Origin of the sequence: Ruminobacter sp. RM87, from assembly GCF_000701925.1 — a bacterium.
GTDB lineage: Bacteria > Pseudomonadota > Gammaproteobacteria > Enterobacterales > Succinivibrionaceae > Ruminobacter > Ruminobacter amylophilus.
In genome coordinates, this window is sequence record NZ_KL370835.1 from 10,063 (window position 1) to 25,738 (window position 15,676).

Genomic DNA, 15,676 nt, shown 5'->3' on the forward strand with positions numbered 1-15,676 from the left:
TATGGTACGTGAACACAAATTATAAGCAGTTTCTGCGGATAATGAAACAGAAAAAACTGTATAAATCAAAAATAATTCAAAATAAATACTATTTTTATGCGTTGAATAAAAGTATAGGCTGAACCAAATTAATTCAGGATTATCACATGATATACATGTAAAGATGTAAAGTGGTCCTAACTCATTAGGTTTATTTGTTTTAACATGTCTTTTTTTTACTTGGAATATCGGGTAGTAGCTGTAGAAAAGTCTGGAATCGTTAATCAGTTATTGTCTGTTAAATGTGATTCTTTCAGCCGCCACTGTTATGATAACTGTTGGCGGATTTTATTAAATTCCGTATCTCTAGGTCTGAATCTTTCGTCTTTATTGTTATTGAAAGGTTTCAAGGCGGATTTTACTGATGTCTGTTTCAGATGACACATTAGCATAAGCATTGTTTTTAGGCAGTTATCCCGCATAATTTATTTGAACTGCGAAATATTTTTAGGCTGAGAATCTTCAAAATTCTGACCTAATCAGACAGAAATCTTTTCTCAGTCTGACTGAAGCCGGTGAATGCAGGCGGAGAGGTGAGCACTTCATTACCGTCATCTGTCATAACGGAGAGCTGTTATCCCAGGCAGCAGTATGAACGGCAGTACTAAGGATAAATAATCATATTCCGCAGTCATCTGATGATTAACCGGAACACTGCCGGAAGGTGACGATTTTTCTTTTATGGCAACTCATGCTCACATGCATCAGCGGATATCCCAGACTGACCATGGAGAAGCTACATTCGGCAGTATGGTGGTTTCCTTTACGTCCAGTTTCCATATTATGTCATCGTCGATGACTGTTCCCACATAAGTGATTTTTGGATGAGCTGCTGAAAAATACTTCCTGCTGGCATTGACCGTAACCTTTATTTCCGGGTAACCGTTTCTGCTTTTATCGGCACTAGCGGAAGTAACCTCAATTGAATCAACGTATTCTGTTGCATACTGATGCGGAGGATAGAGTTTCCATCCGAATCCTTCAGCATAATCCCGGGTATTATCACATATTTCTGCAAAGTCCCGGTACTCGTATTCAGCCACGCAGATTAAAGCATTCCGTTTGACATTATTGGCCTGCATCATCATATCAGTAAAAATATTGTTTTTTATATACTGTATATATACGGGCATACCGATTGTAATTGCAACTCCGGAGATCAGAATCATAAACAGACAGACAGTCACCATTACTGTAACGGCCATACCGAATCCCGGTTTTTCAGGATGCTTTCTGTTGCATACAATCGCATCCATCACGTTCATTATGGTATAGAGACGGATGAAACAGTAGAGTTCAAGATTGGTGGCAATAATCATCATGATGACACCGGTGATAACAGCCAGTGTTGTCTGGGGAATTGACAGATGACATAATCCGGTAAAAGCCATACATCCTGCAGTTATCAGAAGCACGGTGGACAGCAGTATAATCGTGCATTTGGTTTTTATGCCGTCTGAAATCCGGGCATATTTTTCATACCCGAATCTGCGTAAAACCCTGCCTGTCCTGGCGGACAGGTCGAATGATCTGATGATGATAATCAGAAGCAGTATCAGTCCCGCAATGTTTACTCCCGGAATCAGCAGGGCTATGAGACAGACAATCTGCATGAGGTTCATTCTGTCCAGTCTTCTGACGGTCTCCTTAAGCTCCGGATCCCCGTTCTTCTGACATGATTCATCCTGACTTATGCTGTCCGGCTTTTCTTTTTTCTGAAAATTCACGGAAACCCCGGCAGATGATTTTACATCTGACGCGTTTTCTTCACTGCAGGAATCGGCCGGATTTTCCGGTTTGTCGTTTTCGGAAGGGCGGTCATGCGGAAGAGCTTTACCGCAGTCAGGACAGAATTTCGCACCGTCACTGATTTCATGATTACAGAAAGGACATTTCATAAACCGCTCCTTCTAAGAATGTAAAAACGCATCCCGGGGTTATCTTCAGTCTTTCGGACTGACTATGTGAATGACGGCATGACTCCGGTCAGCAGTCATTCACAGGCAACGGCATTATCTGTATTTTACGCGTCTGCCTTTTATGAGATAGAAAAATGTATAGGGAACCGCATATACGATGGAAAGTGATACCAGCCCGATAAGACTCATTCCGAAATCATGTCCGGATTTTTCAGGGGTATCGGTAACAGTAAGTCCCTGTCCAATTTCATCGTAGTAGCAGGACAGGCTGTAACCGAAACTTATGCATAAAAGCAGAAGAATTATGCCTACCGTTATGAGGTATGAAATATTGAAGAATTTATTGCCTTTCAAACCGTTGTGGATTCCCATGATTACAAATAAGCCGAAGACGGCTAATGCAGGGGTAATTCCGCCAGCTGCATTCATGACTGTTCTCCTTACATTGTGTCCGGTCGGGCGGACTGATTGAGATTTCTTAAAAACAGCCTTCCATGATTAATTGTAAAGCACCGCAGTAAATCTGCCACACAAACCGGGACAATTCGTGAAGCGGTGCGGAATATTTCGTAAGCCTGTCTGAATGATTTCAGTAACCGCGGTCGTCATGGAGAAAGAGGACAGTGTTTTCCTGCCCTGATGACAGTAATCAGTATCCTGTAAGCCTGCTGTATGGTGTGACTGAACTGCGGAGATATTTCTGCACAAAACGGACACGATGTCTTTTTTATGTTCTGATGACTTCATGATTCAGGCAAAGGAGAAAGAGAGGAACCATGTGAATTTAATGGTGGTATAGCGACCGCAGGTCAGGTTAGGGAACCTGATCGTTTCATTTTTTAGCAGGAAGTGCTGTTTGAGAAACTACAGCGTAATACCGGATACTGCCGGCTGACCCGGAGGTCTGCCGACAGTATTTCGGAAAACTCCCGCCGTAAGGCTGTTCCGGTCAATACAATTCAGTAGGAAAAACAATGAATAGAAATGACATTACCATCCGTTTGGAAAAAAGGTTCTGTAAGAACCATATGAAGTTTCGCGTTTAAGCTGTCTTATGCGCTTTCGTAAAAGTGCGGGCCGCAGCGTCCCCGTACATCCCGCCCGCATTTTCAGCCTTTGATACCTTGAGATATCCTGGCTGCAGGCATTCTGATAACAGCCTGACAACGAGTGGCATGGATTTTCCCGGAGGGATCCCGCAATCAGATATGAATCGTAATGATGACACAATTTTTCATTCACGGTTTTCTTTGGCGGAACAGCTTTTTTTGCGCCGGCTTCCGGAGAAAAAGGAAGGAAACTGAAGAAAACACTGACTGCATTTTCTTAAAAAAACAAAAAACAAAAAACAAAAAACAAAAAAACAAAAAAACAAAAAAACAGAACCTGCCCCAGAAACAGAAAATCGCTTCCTTAAAACAGCTGTAGCCCAAAAAATCCCGGTAACAGGTTAAAAAAATTCGAATATTAAAAAATATCAGTCAAATAGATTAAATATAATCATTGTAAACTGTTTTTTTAGTGATAAAATAAAGTCAAATGTATTGATTTATTTTAATGGTAAATTTTGTTTGCAGTTATAAATATAATTTATCATCAAAAAACAGACTGTTATCCACACTAACCGAAAAGCCGGTAATAAAAGCGGAAGTAGAACGGATTTCCGCTCACCGGACAAAGGAGAACATAATGAAGAATTTTGACAAATACTCACGTCAGTATTTCATGCCGCCTGTGGCAACCTATGACTGGGTGAAAAAGGATCATATCGACAGGGTTCCGGTATGGTGCTCGGTTGACCTGCGTGACGGTAATCAGGCGTTAATCGAACCTATGGGACTTGATGAAAAGCTCGAATTCTTCAAAATGCTCGTGGACATCGGATTCAAGGAAATCGAGGTGGGATTCCCGGCTGCTTCAGAAACTGAATTTCTGTTCCTGAGAGCTCTTATTGAAAGAGACATGATTCCCGATGACGTGACCATTCAGGTTCTTACCCAGGCAAGAGAACACATCATCAAAAAGACCTTTGAAGCATTAAGAGGAGCTCCTCACGCTGTTGTTCATCTGTACAACTCAACTTCAGTCGCTCAGCGCGAACAGGTGTTCAGAAAGGACAGGGAACAGATCAAGCAGCTTGCCATCGACGGCGCCAGACTGCTCAGGAAGCTTGCGGATGAAACCGAAGGACATTTCTCTTTTGAATACAGTCCTGAAAGCTTTCACGGTACCGAAGTGGATTATGCTCTCGAAGTGTGCAACGCGGTGCTTGACGTATGGCAGCCGAACAGTGAACGCAAGGCTATCATCAACATTCCTGCAACCGTTGAAACCGCAATGCCTCACGTATTTGCAACCCAGATTGAATATCTCTCCAAGAATCTCAAGTACCGTGACAGCGTGGTTCTGAGTCTTCATCCCCACAATGACCGCGGCTGCGGCGTTGCCGATGCCGAACTCGGTCTGCTTGCAGGTGCCGACAGAATCGAAGGTACTCTGTTCGGTAACGGTGAAAGAACCGGTAACGTGGACATCATTACCGTTGCCATGAACATGTTCTCATACGGTATTGATCCGGGACTGGACTTCTCCAACATGCCTCACATCAGGGAAGTGTACGAGAAGCTTACCGGCATGCACGTTTACCAGAGACAGCCTTACGGCGGTGATCTGGTGTTCACCGCCTTCAGCGGTTCTCACCAGGATGCCATTGCCAAAGGCATGAACTGGCGTGAGGAAAAGAAGCAGAAGATCTGGGACGTTCCTTATCTTCCAATCGATCCTGTTGACGTGGGCAGAACCTATGATTCAGACGTTATCAGAATCAACAGCCAGTCAGGAAAGGGCGGTGTGGCCTATATTCTTTCCCATAACTTCTCTCTGAACATTCCGATGAAGATGAGGGAAGAGGTAGGGTATGCCGTTAAGCAGGTGTCCGACGAACGTCACAAGGAACTTTCTCCTCAGCTCGTATATGACATCTTTGCCGAGCACTACATCAACTACACGCCTAATTTCCACATTTCCGAAAGCCACTTCAAGCAGAATGACGGCATCATGGCTGAAACCATCATCTGCTGCGGTGACAAGAAGACCGTGGTTGATGCCAACGGCAACGGCAGACTTGATGCGGTAAGCAACACCATCAAGCAGTATTTCGGTATCAGCTATGAACTGTCTGTTTACGAGGAACACGCCATCTCCAAGGGAACCTCCTCAAAGGCCATGGCCTATGTGGGAATCCTCTGCAACGGCGTAAGCTACTGGGGTGCAGGTCTTGACGAAGACATCATCAAGGCTTCAATAAACGCTCTGGTGGTTGCGGTAAACAAGCTTCCCGAACTGCAGAACAACAGCATTGTCAAGGATGACAGACTGATTGCCATGATTAACTATATTCAGGCGAAGTATCAGGAAATCACTCTTGAAGACATGGCCGAATACTTCCAGCTGTCCGCTCCGTACATTTCAAAGTACATCAAGGACAAGTCAGGAAAGACCTTCGGTGAGCACCTTACCTCAATCCGTCTGAAGAAGGCCAAGACTCTGCTTAAGAACGGCAACATGACGGTTGAAAACATTTCATACGCCATCGGTTATCCGAATGTCGAGCACTTTATCAGGGTATTCAAGAAGTTCTTTGAAATGACTCCGATGCAGTACAGAAATCTTAATCAGAGCATCAAGTAGCAGATACGCATAATCATCTGATGCGGAAAAAAGCGAAGGGCGGAACTTAAGGTTCCGCCCTTCATGTTTTCCGGATGAAGCTCTTTTTCCTAAATCCTGTCTGAAATCCGGCAGGAAGTTCTATACCTGGTAACCGTCTGACACGATATGCAGGAGTCCTATGCGTTCTGCCGTCCGGAACTGCCGTTTCCGCTGTTTCGTGTCAGTTTTTTCAGAATGAACTTCGGTCCACCCTGAGAAATAAAGAGTCCCAGTGTGGTAATCAGACAGGCAATCCAGCCGAGGAGCGACAGCTTTTCTCCCAGGAAGAAATCTGCGGCCAGAGCTGACATGACAGGAGTGATGTAGATGTAGATAATGGAGGTTACGGCTCCGATTTTTTTTACCGAATAGTTCCAGAAGGTAAAGCTTGCAGCCGATGCTATAAAGCCCAGAAATACCAGATTTCCCAGATTCAGCGGTTTGATGAGATTCTCCGGTTCAATGCAGAAGTCGGTCAGGAACATCAGCGGAATCATGTAGATGATACCGTACTCAAAGGATCTTCGGGTAACCGCCGGAGTGCTGTAGCCGAAGGAGTTTATCTTTCTGGTGAATACCGAATACACGGCCCAGACAATACCCGCGGAGACTGACAGAAAGTCACCCAGCGGATTGAATGACAGATTGGCGGAGCCCTTTACACTGAGAAGGACAATGCCTCCGACCGCGGCGAAGAATCCCAGATAGAACCAGAAATCCAGTTTTCTTTCATCCTTGTAGAACAGGTTGGTGACTATGGCGGTGAACATCGGAGTAATGGTCAGAATAATGCCTACATTAACCGCGGTGGTATAGAGCAGGGCGATGTTTTCCACCAGAAAGTAGAGAAAGGGCCCTGTAAAACCCGCCAGGGCAAAATAGAGCTGTTCAGATTTTCTGAACCCCACGCTCCTGAAGGAGATGAGCTTCAGGACAAAAATCGCGATGAAAAATCTGATGAAGAGGACTTCAAGCGGAGTGAAATCCGTAAGCAGCACCTTGGTGGATATGTAGGTCACGCTCCATACGGATACGGTGGTAAAGGCTGCCAGATGCCCTGACAGCCTGTCGGCATTAATCGGTAATTCTTTCATAGTCTGTGCATTCTTCTGTTATTGTTCAGTCTGTGTCGCAGCGGGAGCGGCTGCACGTTATATGTTTTTATTTATGTTTTTTACATGTTTTTCCGGAAGGCTTTCGTCTCCGTAAAAACAGGGCGTCCCTCCGGTTACTTTAGTAGAGAAAACAGGTATCGTCAACAGTGCAGCCTGAATATAAGTGATTATAATTCCTTGCAGGGCGCCAGTCGAAGCCTGCCGGAGACCGGAAACTCTTCACGCACCGTTTTTTCAGATGAATTACGGCTGTTTTTCAGGATGTTCCGTAAGGTTTGCAAAACTGAATCCGTGAAGCTTGAAGCTGTTAATCATGGTTTTGGTCAGAGATATGGTGGAGTCCGGTTCGGTAAGTTCATCGCGGGATATCCAGAAGGCCTCGGCCAGTTCATTTTCATCACGTATGATTGTCGTATCTCCGTCAACTCTGGCCATGAATCCGAAAAGTATGTTGCTGTCGAGTCCCCAGGGCTGAGAACCGCAGTATCTGAGATCCTTGATTTTAAGACCGACTTCCTCCATGGCTTCACGGCAGGCGGTCTGTTCAGGAGTTTCACCTATTTCGCAGAATCCGGCGATGAGGGCAAGGCCCCTGTACGGTCTGTCTTTGTATCGCGTCACCAGAATGCGGTTTCCGTCAGTGATTCCCACGATTACGGCAGGAGCTATTTTCGGGTAGATGACGTTTCCGCAGTGAGGGCAGGTAAGGGCTCTTTCCTTAGAGGAATGAACCGTTTCATGTCCGCACCTGCCGCAGAAGCGGTTGCCTGCATACCAGCTGTAGAGGTGGTAGGCGGTAAAACCCGCAAAGCAGGTGATGCGCGGATTGTCGGATCTCAGCACGGTATTGCTCTGCCAGGAGAAGCCGTCAAGACTCAGAGTGCCGGCATCGCCTGTAAAGAGATAGTATGCTCTGCAGTCTATGGAGAAAAGATAGAGCAGAAGGCTTTTATCGAACAGGCAGGCTTCCGGCAGTTCCAGCTTCTCGCCGGCGCCGTTGCCCCTGATATAGACGCTTCTGTCCCGGAAAGCCAGAACGTAATCGCCGTCCTCAGGTTTTCTTCTGAGAGTGTATTCGTTTCTGAAAATATGTTCGCCTATATCCTGCAGCATCTTCCGCTCCTCTCCAAATCATGCCGGGGTATGATGCGCCGGTGCGTCTTTATTCCGCCGGTGTTCTCATCCGCCGTGATTATTATAACCGTCCTAACAGAGTTCAATAAAGTTTCTGAATATGTCGAGGCCGTTTTCCGTAAGAATGGCTTCCGGATGGAACTGCACTCCGTATATCCGGCGATTCCTGATTTTCAGGGCCATCGGAATGCCGTCTTCGGTTCTGGCCGTGATTTCGGTGTCCTCTGAAGGACTTGTGACCATCAGCGAATGATATCTGGTGGCGCTGAAGCCCTGTCTGAACCCCTGAAAAAGTCTGAAATCAGGCTCGAAGAACACATCCGAATTCTTGCCGTGACACGGGTACGGAGCTCTGGTGACATCCGCTCCGAAGAATTCGGCGATGCACTGCATGCCGAGACAGATACCGAAGATCGGGTGTGTATCTTTGTAGCGGTCGATAACCTCCATGCTGATGCCTGAATTTTCAGGTGAACCCCAGCCCGGAGAAATGATGATTCTGCTGAAAGAGAGTTCTGCGATTTCCTCCATGGTGAGCTCGTCGTTTTTAATTACCACCGGATGTTCGCCCAGAATCTTCAGGTACTGGACAATGTTGTAGGTGAAGGAATCGTAATTATCGATAACTAGCATATTTCCACCTCAAAGATTCCTCTTACTGAATTCATGCAGAATACCGCATCTGCTTTCATGAGATCCTCTGGATGGAGAATTCTTTCCTTAAGCTTTCCTTCGGCAAGAAGCTTCTGACGCATCACGCCGTTGAGAAGACCGCAGGCAGGCGGCGGAGTGAACATTTCGGTGCCGATTCTCACCGCCACGTTGGTGTAGGTGCCCTCGGTGATTTCATTTCTTTCATTGACGCGTATTTCCTCAAAGAACTCCTTCGGATAAGGACTTCTTACCGTGGTCTTGTGGTAGAGGAACGGATTGCGTGAATCAACGTGTCCCTTTATGACGACCTTCGGTTTCAGGGCCGGGGCCGGAATGTTTCTGGTGGTGACGGCATAGTGACCGTCACGGAACAGTTCTATGCGGGTGACGATGCCTTCCGGAAATTCAAAATCATCAAGTCCGGCATTCCATTTAAAGCCCAGCTCGTCCGCGGATTTTCTGAGTCTCTTAAGATGAAGATCACGGTCTCCGGTGCCGGTTTCAATCAGGGAAAAATCAGTCCGCAGGAATCCTGCCTTGGTTATGGTTTCGTTCCATTCATCCCCGGCGGTTGAATCATAGGTGATGGCTCCCCCCGCGAAATATCTGAAACATTTTTCGTCATGACGCTTCTGCAGTATTCTGATAGGTACCGAGAATACGGCCTCGTCTCCGTGAATGAAGGCGATGGCTCCGCAGTAGACGTCGCGGCTGTACGGTTCGGCTTCGGCAATCACCCTCATGGTTGATACCTTGGGAGCTCCGGTTATGGAACCGCAGGGATAGATGGCCTTAATCACGTCATAAAGAGTCACGTCGTCACGGAGTTCCGCCGATATTTCGGAGGTCATCTGAAAGAGAGTAGGGTGCTCTTCAACTTCAAACAGTCTGTCTGCCTTTACGGTGCCGTCTTTTGCCACAATTCCCAGATCATTGCGGAGCAGATCCACGATCATGATGTTTTCGGCTCTGTTTTTGGTGTCGGTGGCCAGAAATTCACGGTGACGTGCGTCCTCCTCGGGAGTATCTCCGCGTCTTACGGTTCCCTTCATCGGTTTGGTGAGAATGTTTCGGCCCCTGATTTTAAAGAAAAGTTCGGGGGAGAAGGACATGACGGTTTCATGTCTGTTTCTGATGAAGGCATTGTACGGGGTTTTCTGTTTAGGGAGCAGATATTCGTACAGTTCGTTATCGGAAAGGTTGGTTTCAAGAAGAGAAGGATATGTATAGTTGACTTCGTAGGTGATGCCGTCAAGTATCTTTTCCTTAATGAATTCAATTTTCCTTTCGTATTCTTCGCGACTGATTAACGGCCTGAGAAAAATTCCCGGAGGCATGTCGGAACAGCCGTTTTTCTGAGCGGCGTCAGCGTTTTCGCGGGAGAAATCCGCTTCGCGGAGATTCCGCGGCTGCTTTCTCCAGGCTTCAAAGTAGACCAGAGGCATTCCTTCGCGGCTCCGGTTCATGAGGTCGTATCTCATGTATCCCAGCAGCCAGTATCCGTCCTTCTGCAGGGCTTCGACCCTGTCCAGTGCTTTTTTCACATCATCCGGACTGAAGATTTCAATTATTTCATCCGGATCCGAAAAGTATTTATCAGCGTATATTTGCATTTTTTTTGTTTAGTTATTCTATGACTTCTGCTTTTGCTGTCTGCATGATTCTCTGCTTTAAAACAGCGTGGTTATTGTACAACACAGTATTACGGATATGTGAAAAAACAGCCTGAAACAGGCAATTATTTTTGAGAGAAACGGTGAAGACCGGACCAACGCCGGGAAAGATGAAAAAATAGCCGAAAATTATTGAATCGCCTTAATTTTTATATATAATTTAATTAAGGTGATTTAGTTTTTAGGAGTAGGGTATGACAATGTTTGTTCCTGCACCAATCTTTGGCGGTATTTCTGAGAAAGAAGCAAACTTTGTGGATAGGCTAGTCAGATTTATAATCGACTTCCCTGCATGGACTTGTATCGGAATGTTTCTTGCGTATATATATGGTATTGCGGTCTTTGATCAAAACCCTAAAGCTTTTTTAGATAGTTGTGGACCATATGAGTTCTGGTTTCATGAGTTTCTGTTTTTCTCTTTAGTTGGATTGTATTGGTCGCGACATTTCTATGCATGGTTGTGGCGTATATTTAAGAAAGTGTTTCACATAACTGCGGTATACTAGAATTCAGATTTTGTTTATAAGCTCGCTTCGGCGGGCTTTTTTATTGGGAGAACGGTAATGGCTGAAGCGTATGTTAGTATAGGTGCAAATACTGGAAATTTTATTCAGTCAATTTCAGAGATCAGTCAAACGATATACAACGTTCAGCATGATGTTAGTTCGACAGTCGTAAATATAAATTCTGATTTTACAGATTTATCCAGACAGGCTGATAAAGTAGGCAAAGATATAACTGATGGTTTTACTGCATCAGCGGAGGCGATAAAACAAGCAGGTGATTCCGCAAAGAAATCAGAAGAAGCAAATCCTGCGTTTTTGAGAAATGCGAAACACATGGAACACGTCATTATCGATGTTTTGAGTATATTCATCATGGTTATGTTAAATTTATATGAAGTCAGGTGAGAATCTTTTATTGGATTTATGAATTATCTGAAGGAGAAGCTTGTGTCAAAGAATCTTGTGATTTTTTATTCCCGTGCCGGATTAAACTACGTGTCAGGTGAAGTCAGGTACATTGACAGGGGGAATACCGAGGTGGCCGTTGATTTCATCCTCAACGTTATTGATGCGGACGTGTTCAGAATTGAAACCGTTAAGGAATACAGCACGGATTATTACGAATGCACCGAAGAGGCAAAGATTGAAAAGAAGGCTGCTCTTCGTCCGGAGCTCAGGAATTATCTTGCCGACATCAGCGGTTATGACAATATCTTCGTATGCGGTCCGTGCTGGTGGTCAACCTATCCGATGGCCGTGTTTTCACAGCTGGAAAAACTGGACTGGAACGGAAAGAAGGTTTATCCGCTGATGACCCATGAAGGTTCAGGACTCGGCCGCTCGGAAGATGATCTGAAAAAGATCTGTGCAGGTGCCGATGTTAAACCAGGACTTGCGGTTTACGGCGGTCACGTGGAGGAATCTCAGGATATCATCAGAAACTGGATAGAATCCTCTCTGAAAGAATAGTTGTGGCGATGGACAAGGCGGTGATTATGAATGATATTGTTCTGGAACCGGTGGAAAATACCGATCTGAATATAGCTGAAATGGCTGAATTTGCGGCTTCAATATGGAGAGAATACTGGACTTCCATTCTTCCTGAAGGTCAGGCTGAATACATGATTGAAAAATTTCAGTCGAAAGAGGCCATGAAAAGACAGGTCGAATCAGAGAAGTACAGCTATTTCTACATAGTTGCGGACGGTAATCGCGCCGGATATACCGGACTCAGCTGCCGTGACGGTTATCTGTTTCTTTCCAAACTCTATATTCTGAAGGACTTCCGACATCAGCATGTCGCCACCCGAGCCTTTCCCTTTATAGTGGATTTTGCGAAAAAACACGGTTACGACCGTATTGTTCTTACGGTTTACAAAGGTAACGTCAATGCCATCAGAGCATATGAAAAGCTGAACTTCAGAAAAACTGATGCCACTGTTACCGATATCGGCAGCGGCTATGTCATGGATGACTACATCATGGAGTACAGATGTACCGATTAATCTAAACTGCTGTTTTCTTAAAAAATGGAGGCGTACTGTGAAATTCATCGTACATCCCGGTTTTATACAGTGTTTCCATCCGTTATGACGTATCCTTCGTCATTTCTTCATGGTTCATATTTACGATGAAGCCTCAGTCTTTGTCAAAATTGCGAACTTCAATCTTTTTCAGAGAATCTTCATATGACAGTTTTTGTCTTCTGCAGAATTCAGCCATAATCATTTCCACCTGAAACTCATTGAATTCCAGATTGATGGTCCCGGTTCCTGAGGATTTATCGATAAGTCCTTTCCAGTCTGCCGGCAGTGGGCTGCTTTTCGCATCCGTTACGGATAAGTGCAGATCAATTGAGAAAGACAGTCTTCCGATGTCATAGAATTTTTTCCAGCTGCTGAGTCCGGCAACCGAGCTGTCGTATATTCTGCGTTTTCCCGCAACTCTTGAGACGTCAAGAAGACTGTCTGAGGTGACAGCCATGATTCCTGTCTGATCTCCGAAAATGATGATTCCGTCGCCGAAGCAGAAAAAGGAATTCTTGTTCTGAATGTATCTGCCTTTTTTGTAGGCTCTTTCGATTTCCTTCGGATTCAGATGTCCGTCATTCCCGCGGTACATGTTTTCCAGCCATTCCACGTATGCGGAAGAAGTGATGATGTCTCCGAGTCTTTTGAATGCCATGAACAGCCTGTATCCGACAAAGGTGCAAAACAGCATGAGAGGAGGTACGCAGAACAGGGAGGTTTTTAATGATATCGCCAGAAAAACTCCGGCAGCAGCTCCGATAAAGCAGGCGGTGATGGATTTTTCAGAGAATTTGCGGTTGGCCGGCACCAGACTTCTGAGAACCTGTTTCAGAGGAGTCTCATCGCCTTTCTGAAAGAAATCACGCTGCTGATAAAGTTCAAACTTCTTCTGCCATTCTTCCGAGCCGTAATACTCTCCGGCTGTGATTTTTTCGATGGCCTTATCCGTTTCCAGTCCTTGCTTTTTTTCATACTGATAAACGGCATACATGGTTACACAGGCCGTAATGATCGCCACGCATGAATAGCTGATAAGTTCTTCCATATATATGTTCCTCCGTCCGCCGTATTCTGTTTCTCAGAGCCGAGACCTCATTATATAGACATCTCATTCCGGAATAAACATGCGTTTTTATCCGTGAGGATTTTATGATAACCGGATACGGTTATTCAGAAGAACAGGTGTTTCGTCAGAAAGACTGTCGGAAGAGAAGGCTGTTTTTACGTAAATGCCTGAAAATTCAAGGATAAATTTAATATTTAATAAGGCCATTTGATACGTTTTTTGCAAAAAACGGCAGGTGATTTTTCATAGAATAAAGAGTCAAGGGGAAAGGCGGTATCCTCTCCGATACTCTCCTTGGTACCGCTGTTTTCCCCGGTTTTTTTATTGTATCGCTGCTGTTTTTCAGGCGGCTTTATATTTTAATCTGGTTCTGCCACGTTTTCTGACTTTGAACCGGTTTATACCCGGACTGATTCAGCCGCTTTCTGAACATGATGCGGTTCCGTTTCCGGAATGTCACGGCAGAACGTATATGCCGGTTATTCAGTAATGAAGCATGCGGGCTTCAGGTTTGCGGAGCTGTTTCTTCTGCCTGAGGTCTTTGGCAGCACCTGAAATTTAAAGGGAGCTGCGCCGATTTCCATTGTGCGTAGTAGTATTTTCCGGAGATCCGCGGCTCTCTTTAACAGTCTTTCATGTCCGTAAGGAAAATTCGGTTGGGCGGTCAGTCTGCAGTGCAGGCAGTGTTATGTTAATGCTCTGCTTTATCTTCAGGTTCATTTTCCGGCTTTTTTACCATAAACGGATGAGTCACGCCGGTTCTATCCGCAGAATGCATACTGCTGTTTTCCGGATTTCAGGCATAAAAGCCTCTTTCTTTTCCATAAAACATTTCAACTTTCATTCTTCCAAAGAATATCTCAATCATGATGTTGTCATGAGTAGTAGCTTTTCTGGACATGCTTTGGATTAGGTTATAAGTTTTGAACCTTTGCCATAAAGAGAGCAAATGAAATCCTAAAAATAATCAGTAGTGTACAGGTCGTTTTGCTATGTCCGCATCCCGGTGCGTTTTTTAATGGTAGAATGGAGTATTACCCGAGAATGCTTCTGCCATAACAGGCTTCGCACTTTTCCGTGGTCGGGTTACCTTCGCGGGCTTATGCTGGAAATTACGCAAACATAACAGGACTTTAAATTGGAGCAGCCATTATATGACATTGCCATTATAGGTTTGGGACCTGCGGGGTCCACCCTGGCAAGACTACTTCCCGATAATCTTAAAATCATAGCTTTTGATAAGAAGAATGACGGAGAAGCCAGCTTTAAAAAACCGTGTGCCGGAATGCTTTCACACTACGGGCAGGAATGCTTTGCCAAATACGGTCTGACTCTTCCCGACGATGTTCTGGTTACCCAGTTGTTTTCAGCAAAGGTCATTGATCTTAAACATGACAGTGTCAGGAATTATCGCAGGCTCTACATAAACATGGACAGGCACCGTTTTGACCTGTGGCTTAAGTCCATGATTCCAGAATATGTCGACATACACGATTCCGTTTTATGCAGGTCTCTGGTAAAAACAGACGACTGCTACGAAATCACCGTCCTCGAGAATCATCAGGAAATAAAATATAGGGCAAAATATGTTATCGGTGCTGACGGTGCCGGCTCAATGGTAAGAAAATTCCTGTTCCCCGAACACCGAATTAAAACCTACATGTCCATACAGCAGTGGTTTCCTGCCAGAGCAGGGGATCCGTCTTATTCTCTGATTTTTGACGGAGACCTTACCGACAGCTATGCCTGGGGACTCAATAAGAATGAGTATTATGTTTTCGGGGGAGCCTATCCAATGAAACATGCCCGGGAAAAATTTGAAGAGATGAAACGCAGGCTTAAAGCTTACGGTTATGAGTTCGACAATCCGGTAAAGACCGAAGCCTGTCTGGTGCTGAGTCCTTCATCCCTTAAGCAGTTATGCTATGGCCGGGATAACTGTTTTCTTATAGGTGAGGCTGCGGGCTTCATCAGCCCGTCATCCCTTGAGGGGATAAGTTACGCCATTGAAAGTGCCTATAAGCTCGGAGAGCTGTTTAACCATCAAAAGCAGGTATCGGTAAAGGATTACAGAAAAGCAGTCTTTTCCCTGAGACTTAAACTTGCCGTAAAAATGATAAAGAGGCATTTTATCATGGGAGCATTTCTGCGAAGAGTCATTATGCTTTCAGGATTGGGTGCCATCAGCATGATTACCGCTAAACCGGGAAAAACAGGAAAGAACGGCAAAGCTGAGTAAGGCTGTTATCCTTAAAATAAACAGCACGGGATTAGGGCGTGAGGAATCAGGACGATTTTCTTTAACCGAATGACAACCTCCCGATTTTATT

General features: G+C 45.1%; 13 protein-coding genes. 6 read left to right on the top strand and 7 right to left on the bottom strand.

From position 1 onward, the window contains the following. Positions 1–743: 743 nt before the first annotated feature. Entirely contained in the window at positions 744–1,937 is a 1,194-nt protein-coding gene (locus T489_RS0112405) for a zinc ribbon domain-containing protein (RefSeq protein ID WP_031580325.1), read from the bottom strand. A gap of 114 nt (positions 1,938–2,051) precedes the next feature. Further along, positions 2,052–2,387 (bottom strand): hypothetical protein, encoded by a 336-nt coding sequence (locus tag T489_RS0112410; protein ID WP_031580326.1) that lies wholly within the window; start codon positions 2,385–2,387, stop codon positions 2,052–2,054. A 1,260-nt stretch (positions 2,388–3,647) separates the two neighbouring features. Here T489_RS0112410 and T489_RS0112425 point away from each other — a divergent pair. Further along, on the top strand, positions 3,648–5,648 hold the full coding sequence (locus T489_RS0112425; protein ID WP_031580328.1) for a 2-isopropylmalate synthase: 2,001 nt from the start codon (positions 3,648–3,650) through the stop codon (positions 5,646–5,648). Positions 5,649–5,806: 158 nt separating this feature from the next. Here T489_RS0112425 and T489_RS0112430 read toward each other — a convergent pair whose 3' ends face one another. The 4 genes from T489_RS0112430 to T489_RS0112445 all read right to left on the bottom strand — a co-directional run bounded on the left by T489_RS0112430 (position 5,807) and on the right by T489_RS0112445 (position 10,185). Further along, positions 5,807–6,763 (bottom strand): DMT family transporter, encoded by a 957-nt coding sequence (locus T489_RS0112430; protein WP_051622136.1) that lies wholly within the window; start codon positions 6,761–6,763, stop codon positions 5,807–5,809. Between the two features lie 264 nt (positions 6,764–7,027). Beyond that, a complete protein-coding gene (gene nudC, locus T489_RS0112435) occupies positions 7,028–7,897 on the bottom strand; it encodes an NAD(+) diphosphatase (protein ID WP_031580330.1) in 870 nt (289 codons plus the stop codon). Positions 7,898–7,990: 93 nt separating this feature from the next. Further along, a complete protein-coding gene (locus T489_RS0112440) occupies positions 7,991–8,551 on the bottom strand; it encodes an anthranilate synthase component II (protein ID WP_031580331.1) in 561 nt (186 codons plus the stop codon). Then, positions 8,545–10,185 (bottom strand): chorismate-binding protein, encoded by a 1,641-nt coding sequence (locus T489_RS0112445; RefSeq protein ID WP_031580332.1) that lies wholly within the window; start codon positions 10,183–10,185, stop codon positions 8,545–8,547. Before T489_RS0112445 ends, T489_RS0112440 begins: the two co-directional genes overlap by 7 nt. 254 nt (positions 10,186–10,439) lie before the next feature. Between T489_RS0112445 and T489_RS0112450 the strand changes: the two genes are divergently transcribed. The 4 genes from T489_RS0112450 to T489_RS0112465 are packed head-to-tail and all read left to right on the top strand — an operon-like array spanning position 10,440 to position 12,256. Further along, a complete protein-coding gene (locus T489_RS0112450; RefSeq protein ID WP_031580333.1) occupies positions 10,440–10,751 on the top strand; it encodes a hypothetical protein in 312 nt (103 codons plus the stop codon). 57 nt (positions 10,752–10,808) lie between these two features. Further along, on the top strand, positions 10,809–11,156 hold the full coding sequence (locus T489_RS0112455; protein WP_031580334.1) for a hypothetical protein: 348 nt from the start codon (positions 10,809–10,811) through the stop codon (positions 11,154–11,156). A gap of 42 nt (positions 11,157–11,198) precedes the next feature. Next, positions 11,199–11,720, top strand: a complete 522-nt coding sequence (locus T489_RS0112460; RefSeq protein WP_037320175.1) for a flavodoxin — start codon at positions 11,199–11,201, stop codon at positions 11,718–11,720. Between the two features lie 26 nt (positions 11,721–11,746). Continuing rightward, on the top strand, positions 11,747–12,256 hold the full coding sequence (locus tag T489_RS0112465; RefSeq protein ID WP_031580336.1) for a GNAT family N-acetyltransferase: 510 nt from the start codon (positions 11,747–11,749) through the stop codon (positions 12,254–12,256). Positions 12,257–12,389: 133 nt separating this feature from the next. On the opposite strand, the gene T489_RS0112470 is transcribed toward T489_RS0112465, so the two are convergent. Further along, positions 12,390–13,325, bottom strand: coding sequence for a hypothetical protein (locus T489_RS0112470; RefSeq protein WP_031580338.1), 936 nt, complete (start codon positions 13,323–13,325; stop codon positions 12,390–12,392). 1,159 nt (positions 13,326–14,484) lie between these two features. On the opposite strand from T489_RS0112470, the gene T489_RS0112490 reads away from it, so the two are divergent. Continuing rightward, the gene (locus T489_RS0112490; RefSeq protein WP_037320159.1) at positions 14,485–15,585 is read left to right on the top strand and encodes an FAD-binding protein; all 1,101 of its coding nucleotides are present in this window, start codon (positions 14,485–14,487) and stop codon (positions 15,583–15,585) included. Positions 15,586–15,676 lie beyond the last annotated feature (91 nt).

Coding starts and splice junctions, on each gene's coding strand:
- T489_RS0112405 (WP_031580325.1), bottom strand. CDS start 1,937: ATGAAATGTCCTTTCTGTAATCATGAAATCAGTGACGGTGCGAAATTC.
- T489_RS0112470 (WP_031580338.1), bottom strand. CDS start 13,325: ATGGAAGAACTTATCAGCTATTCATGCGTGGCGATCATTACGGCCTGT.
- T489_RS0112440 (WP_031580331.1), bottom strand. CDS start 8,551: ATGCTAGTTATCGATAATTACGATTCCTTCACCTACAACATTGTCCAG.
- T489_RS0112425 (WP_031580328.1), top strand. CDS start 3,648: ATGAAGAATTTTGACAAATACTCACGTCAGTATTTCATGCCGCCTGTG.
- T489_RS0112465 (WP_031580336.1), top strand. CDS start 11,747: ATGAATGATATTGTTCTGGAACCGGTGGAAAATACCGATCTGAATATA.
- T489_RS0112445 (WP_031580332.1), bottom strand. CDS start 10,185: ATGCAAATATACGCTGATAAATACTTTTCGGATCCGGATGAAATAATT.
- T489_RS0112455 (WP_031580334.1), top strand. CDS start 10,809: ATGGCTGAAGCGTATGTTAGTATAGGTGCAAATACTGGAAATTTTATT.
- nudC (WP_031580330.1), bottom strand. CDS start 7,897: ATGCTGCAGGATATAGGCGAACATATTTTCAGAAACGAATACACTCTC.
- T489_RS0112410 (WP_031580326.1), bottom strand. CDS start 2,387: ATGAATGCAGCTGGCGGAATTACCCCTGCATTAGCCGTCTTCGGCTTA.
- T489_RS0112430 (WP_051622136.1), bottom strand. CDS start 6,763: ATGAAAGAATTACCGATTAATGCCGACAGGCTGTCAGGGCATCTGGCA.
- T489_RS0112450 (WP_031580333.1), top strand. CDS start 10,440: ATGACAATGTTTGTTCCTGCACCAATCTTTGGCGGTATTTCTGAGAAA.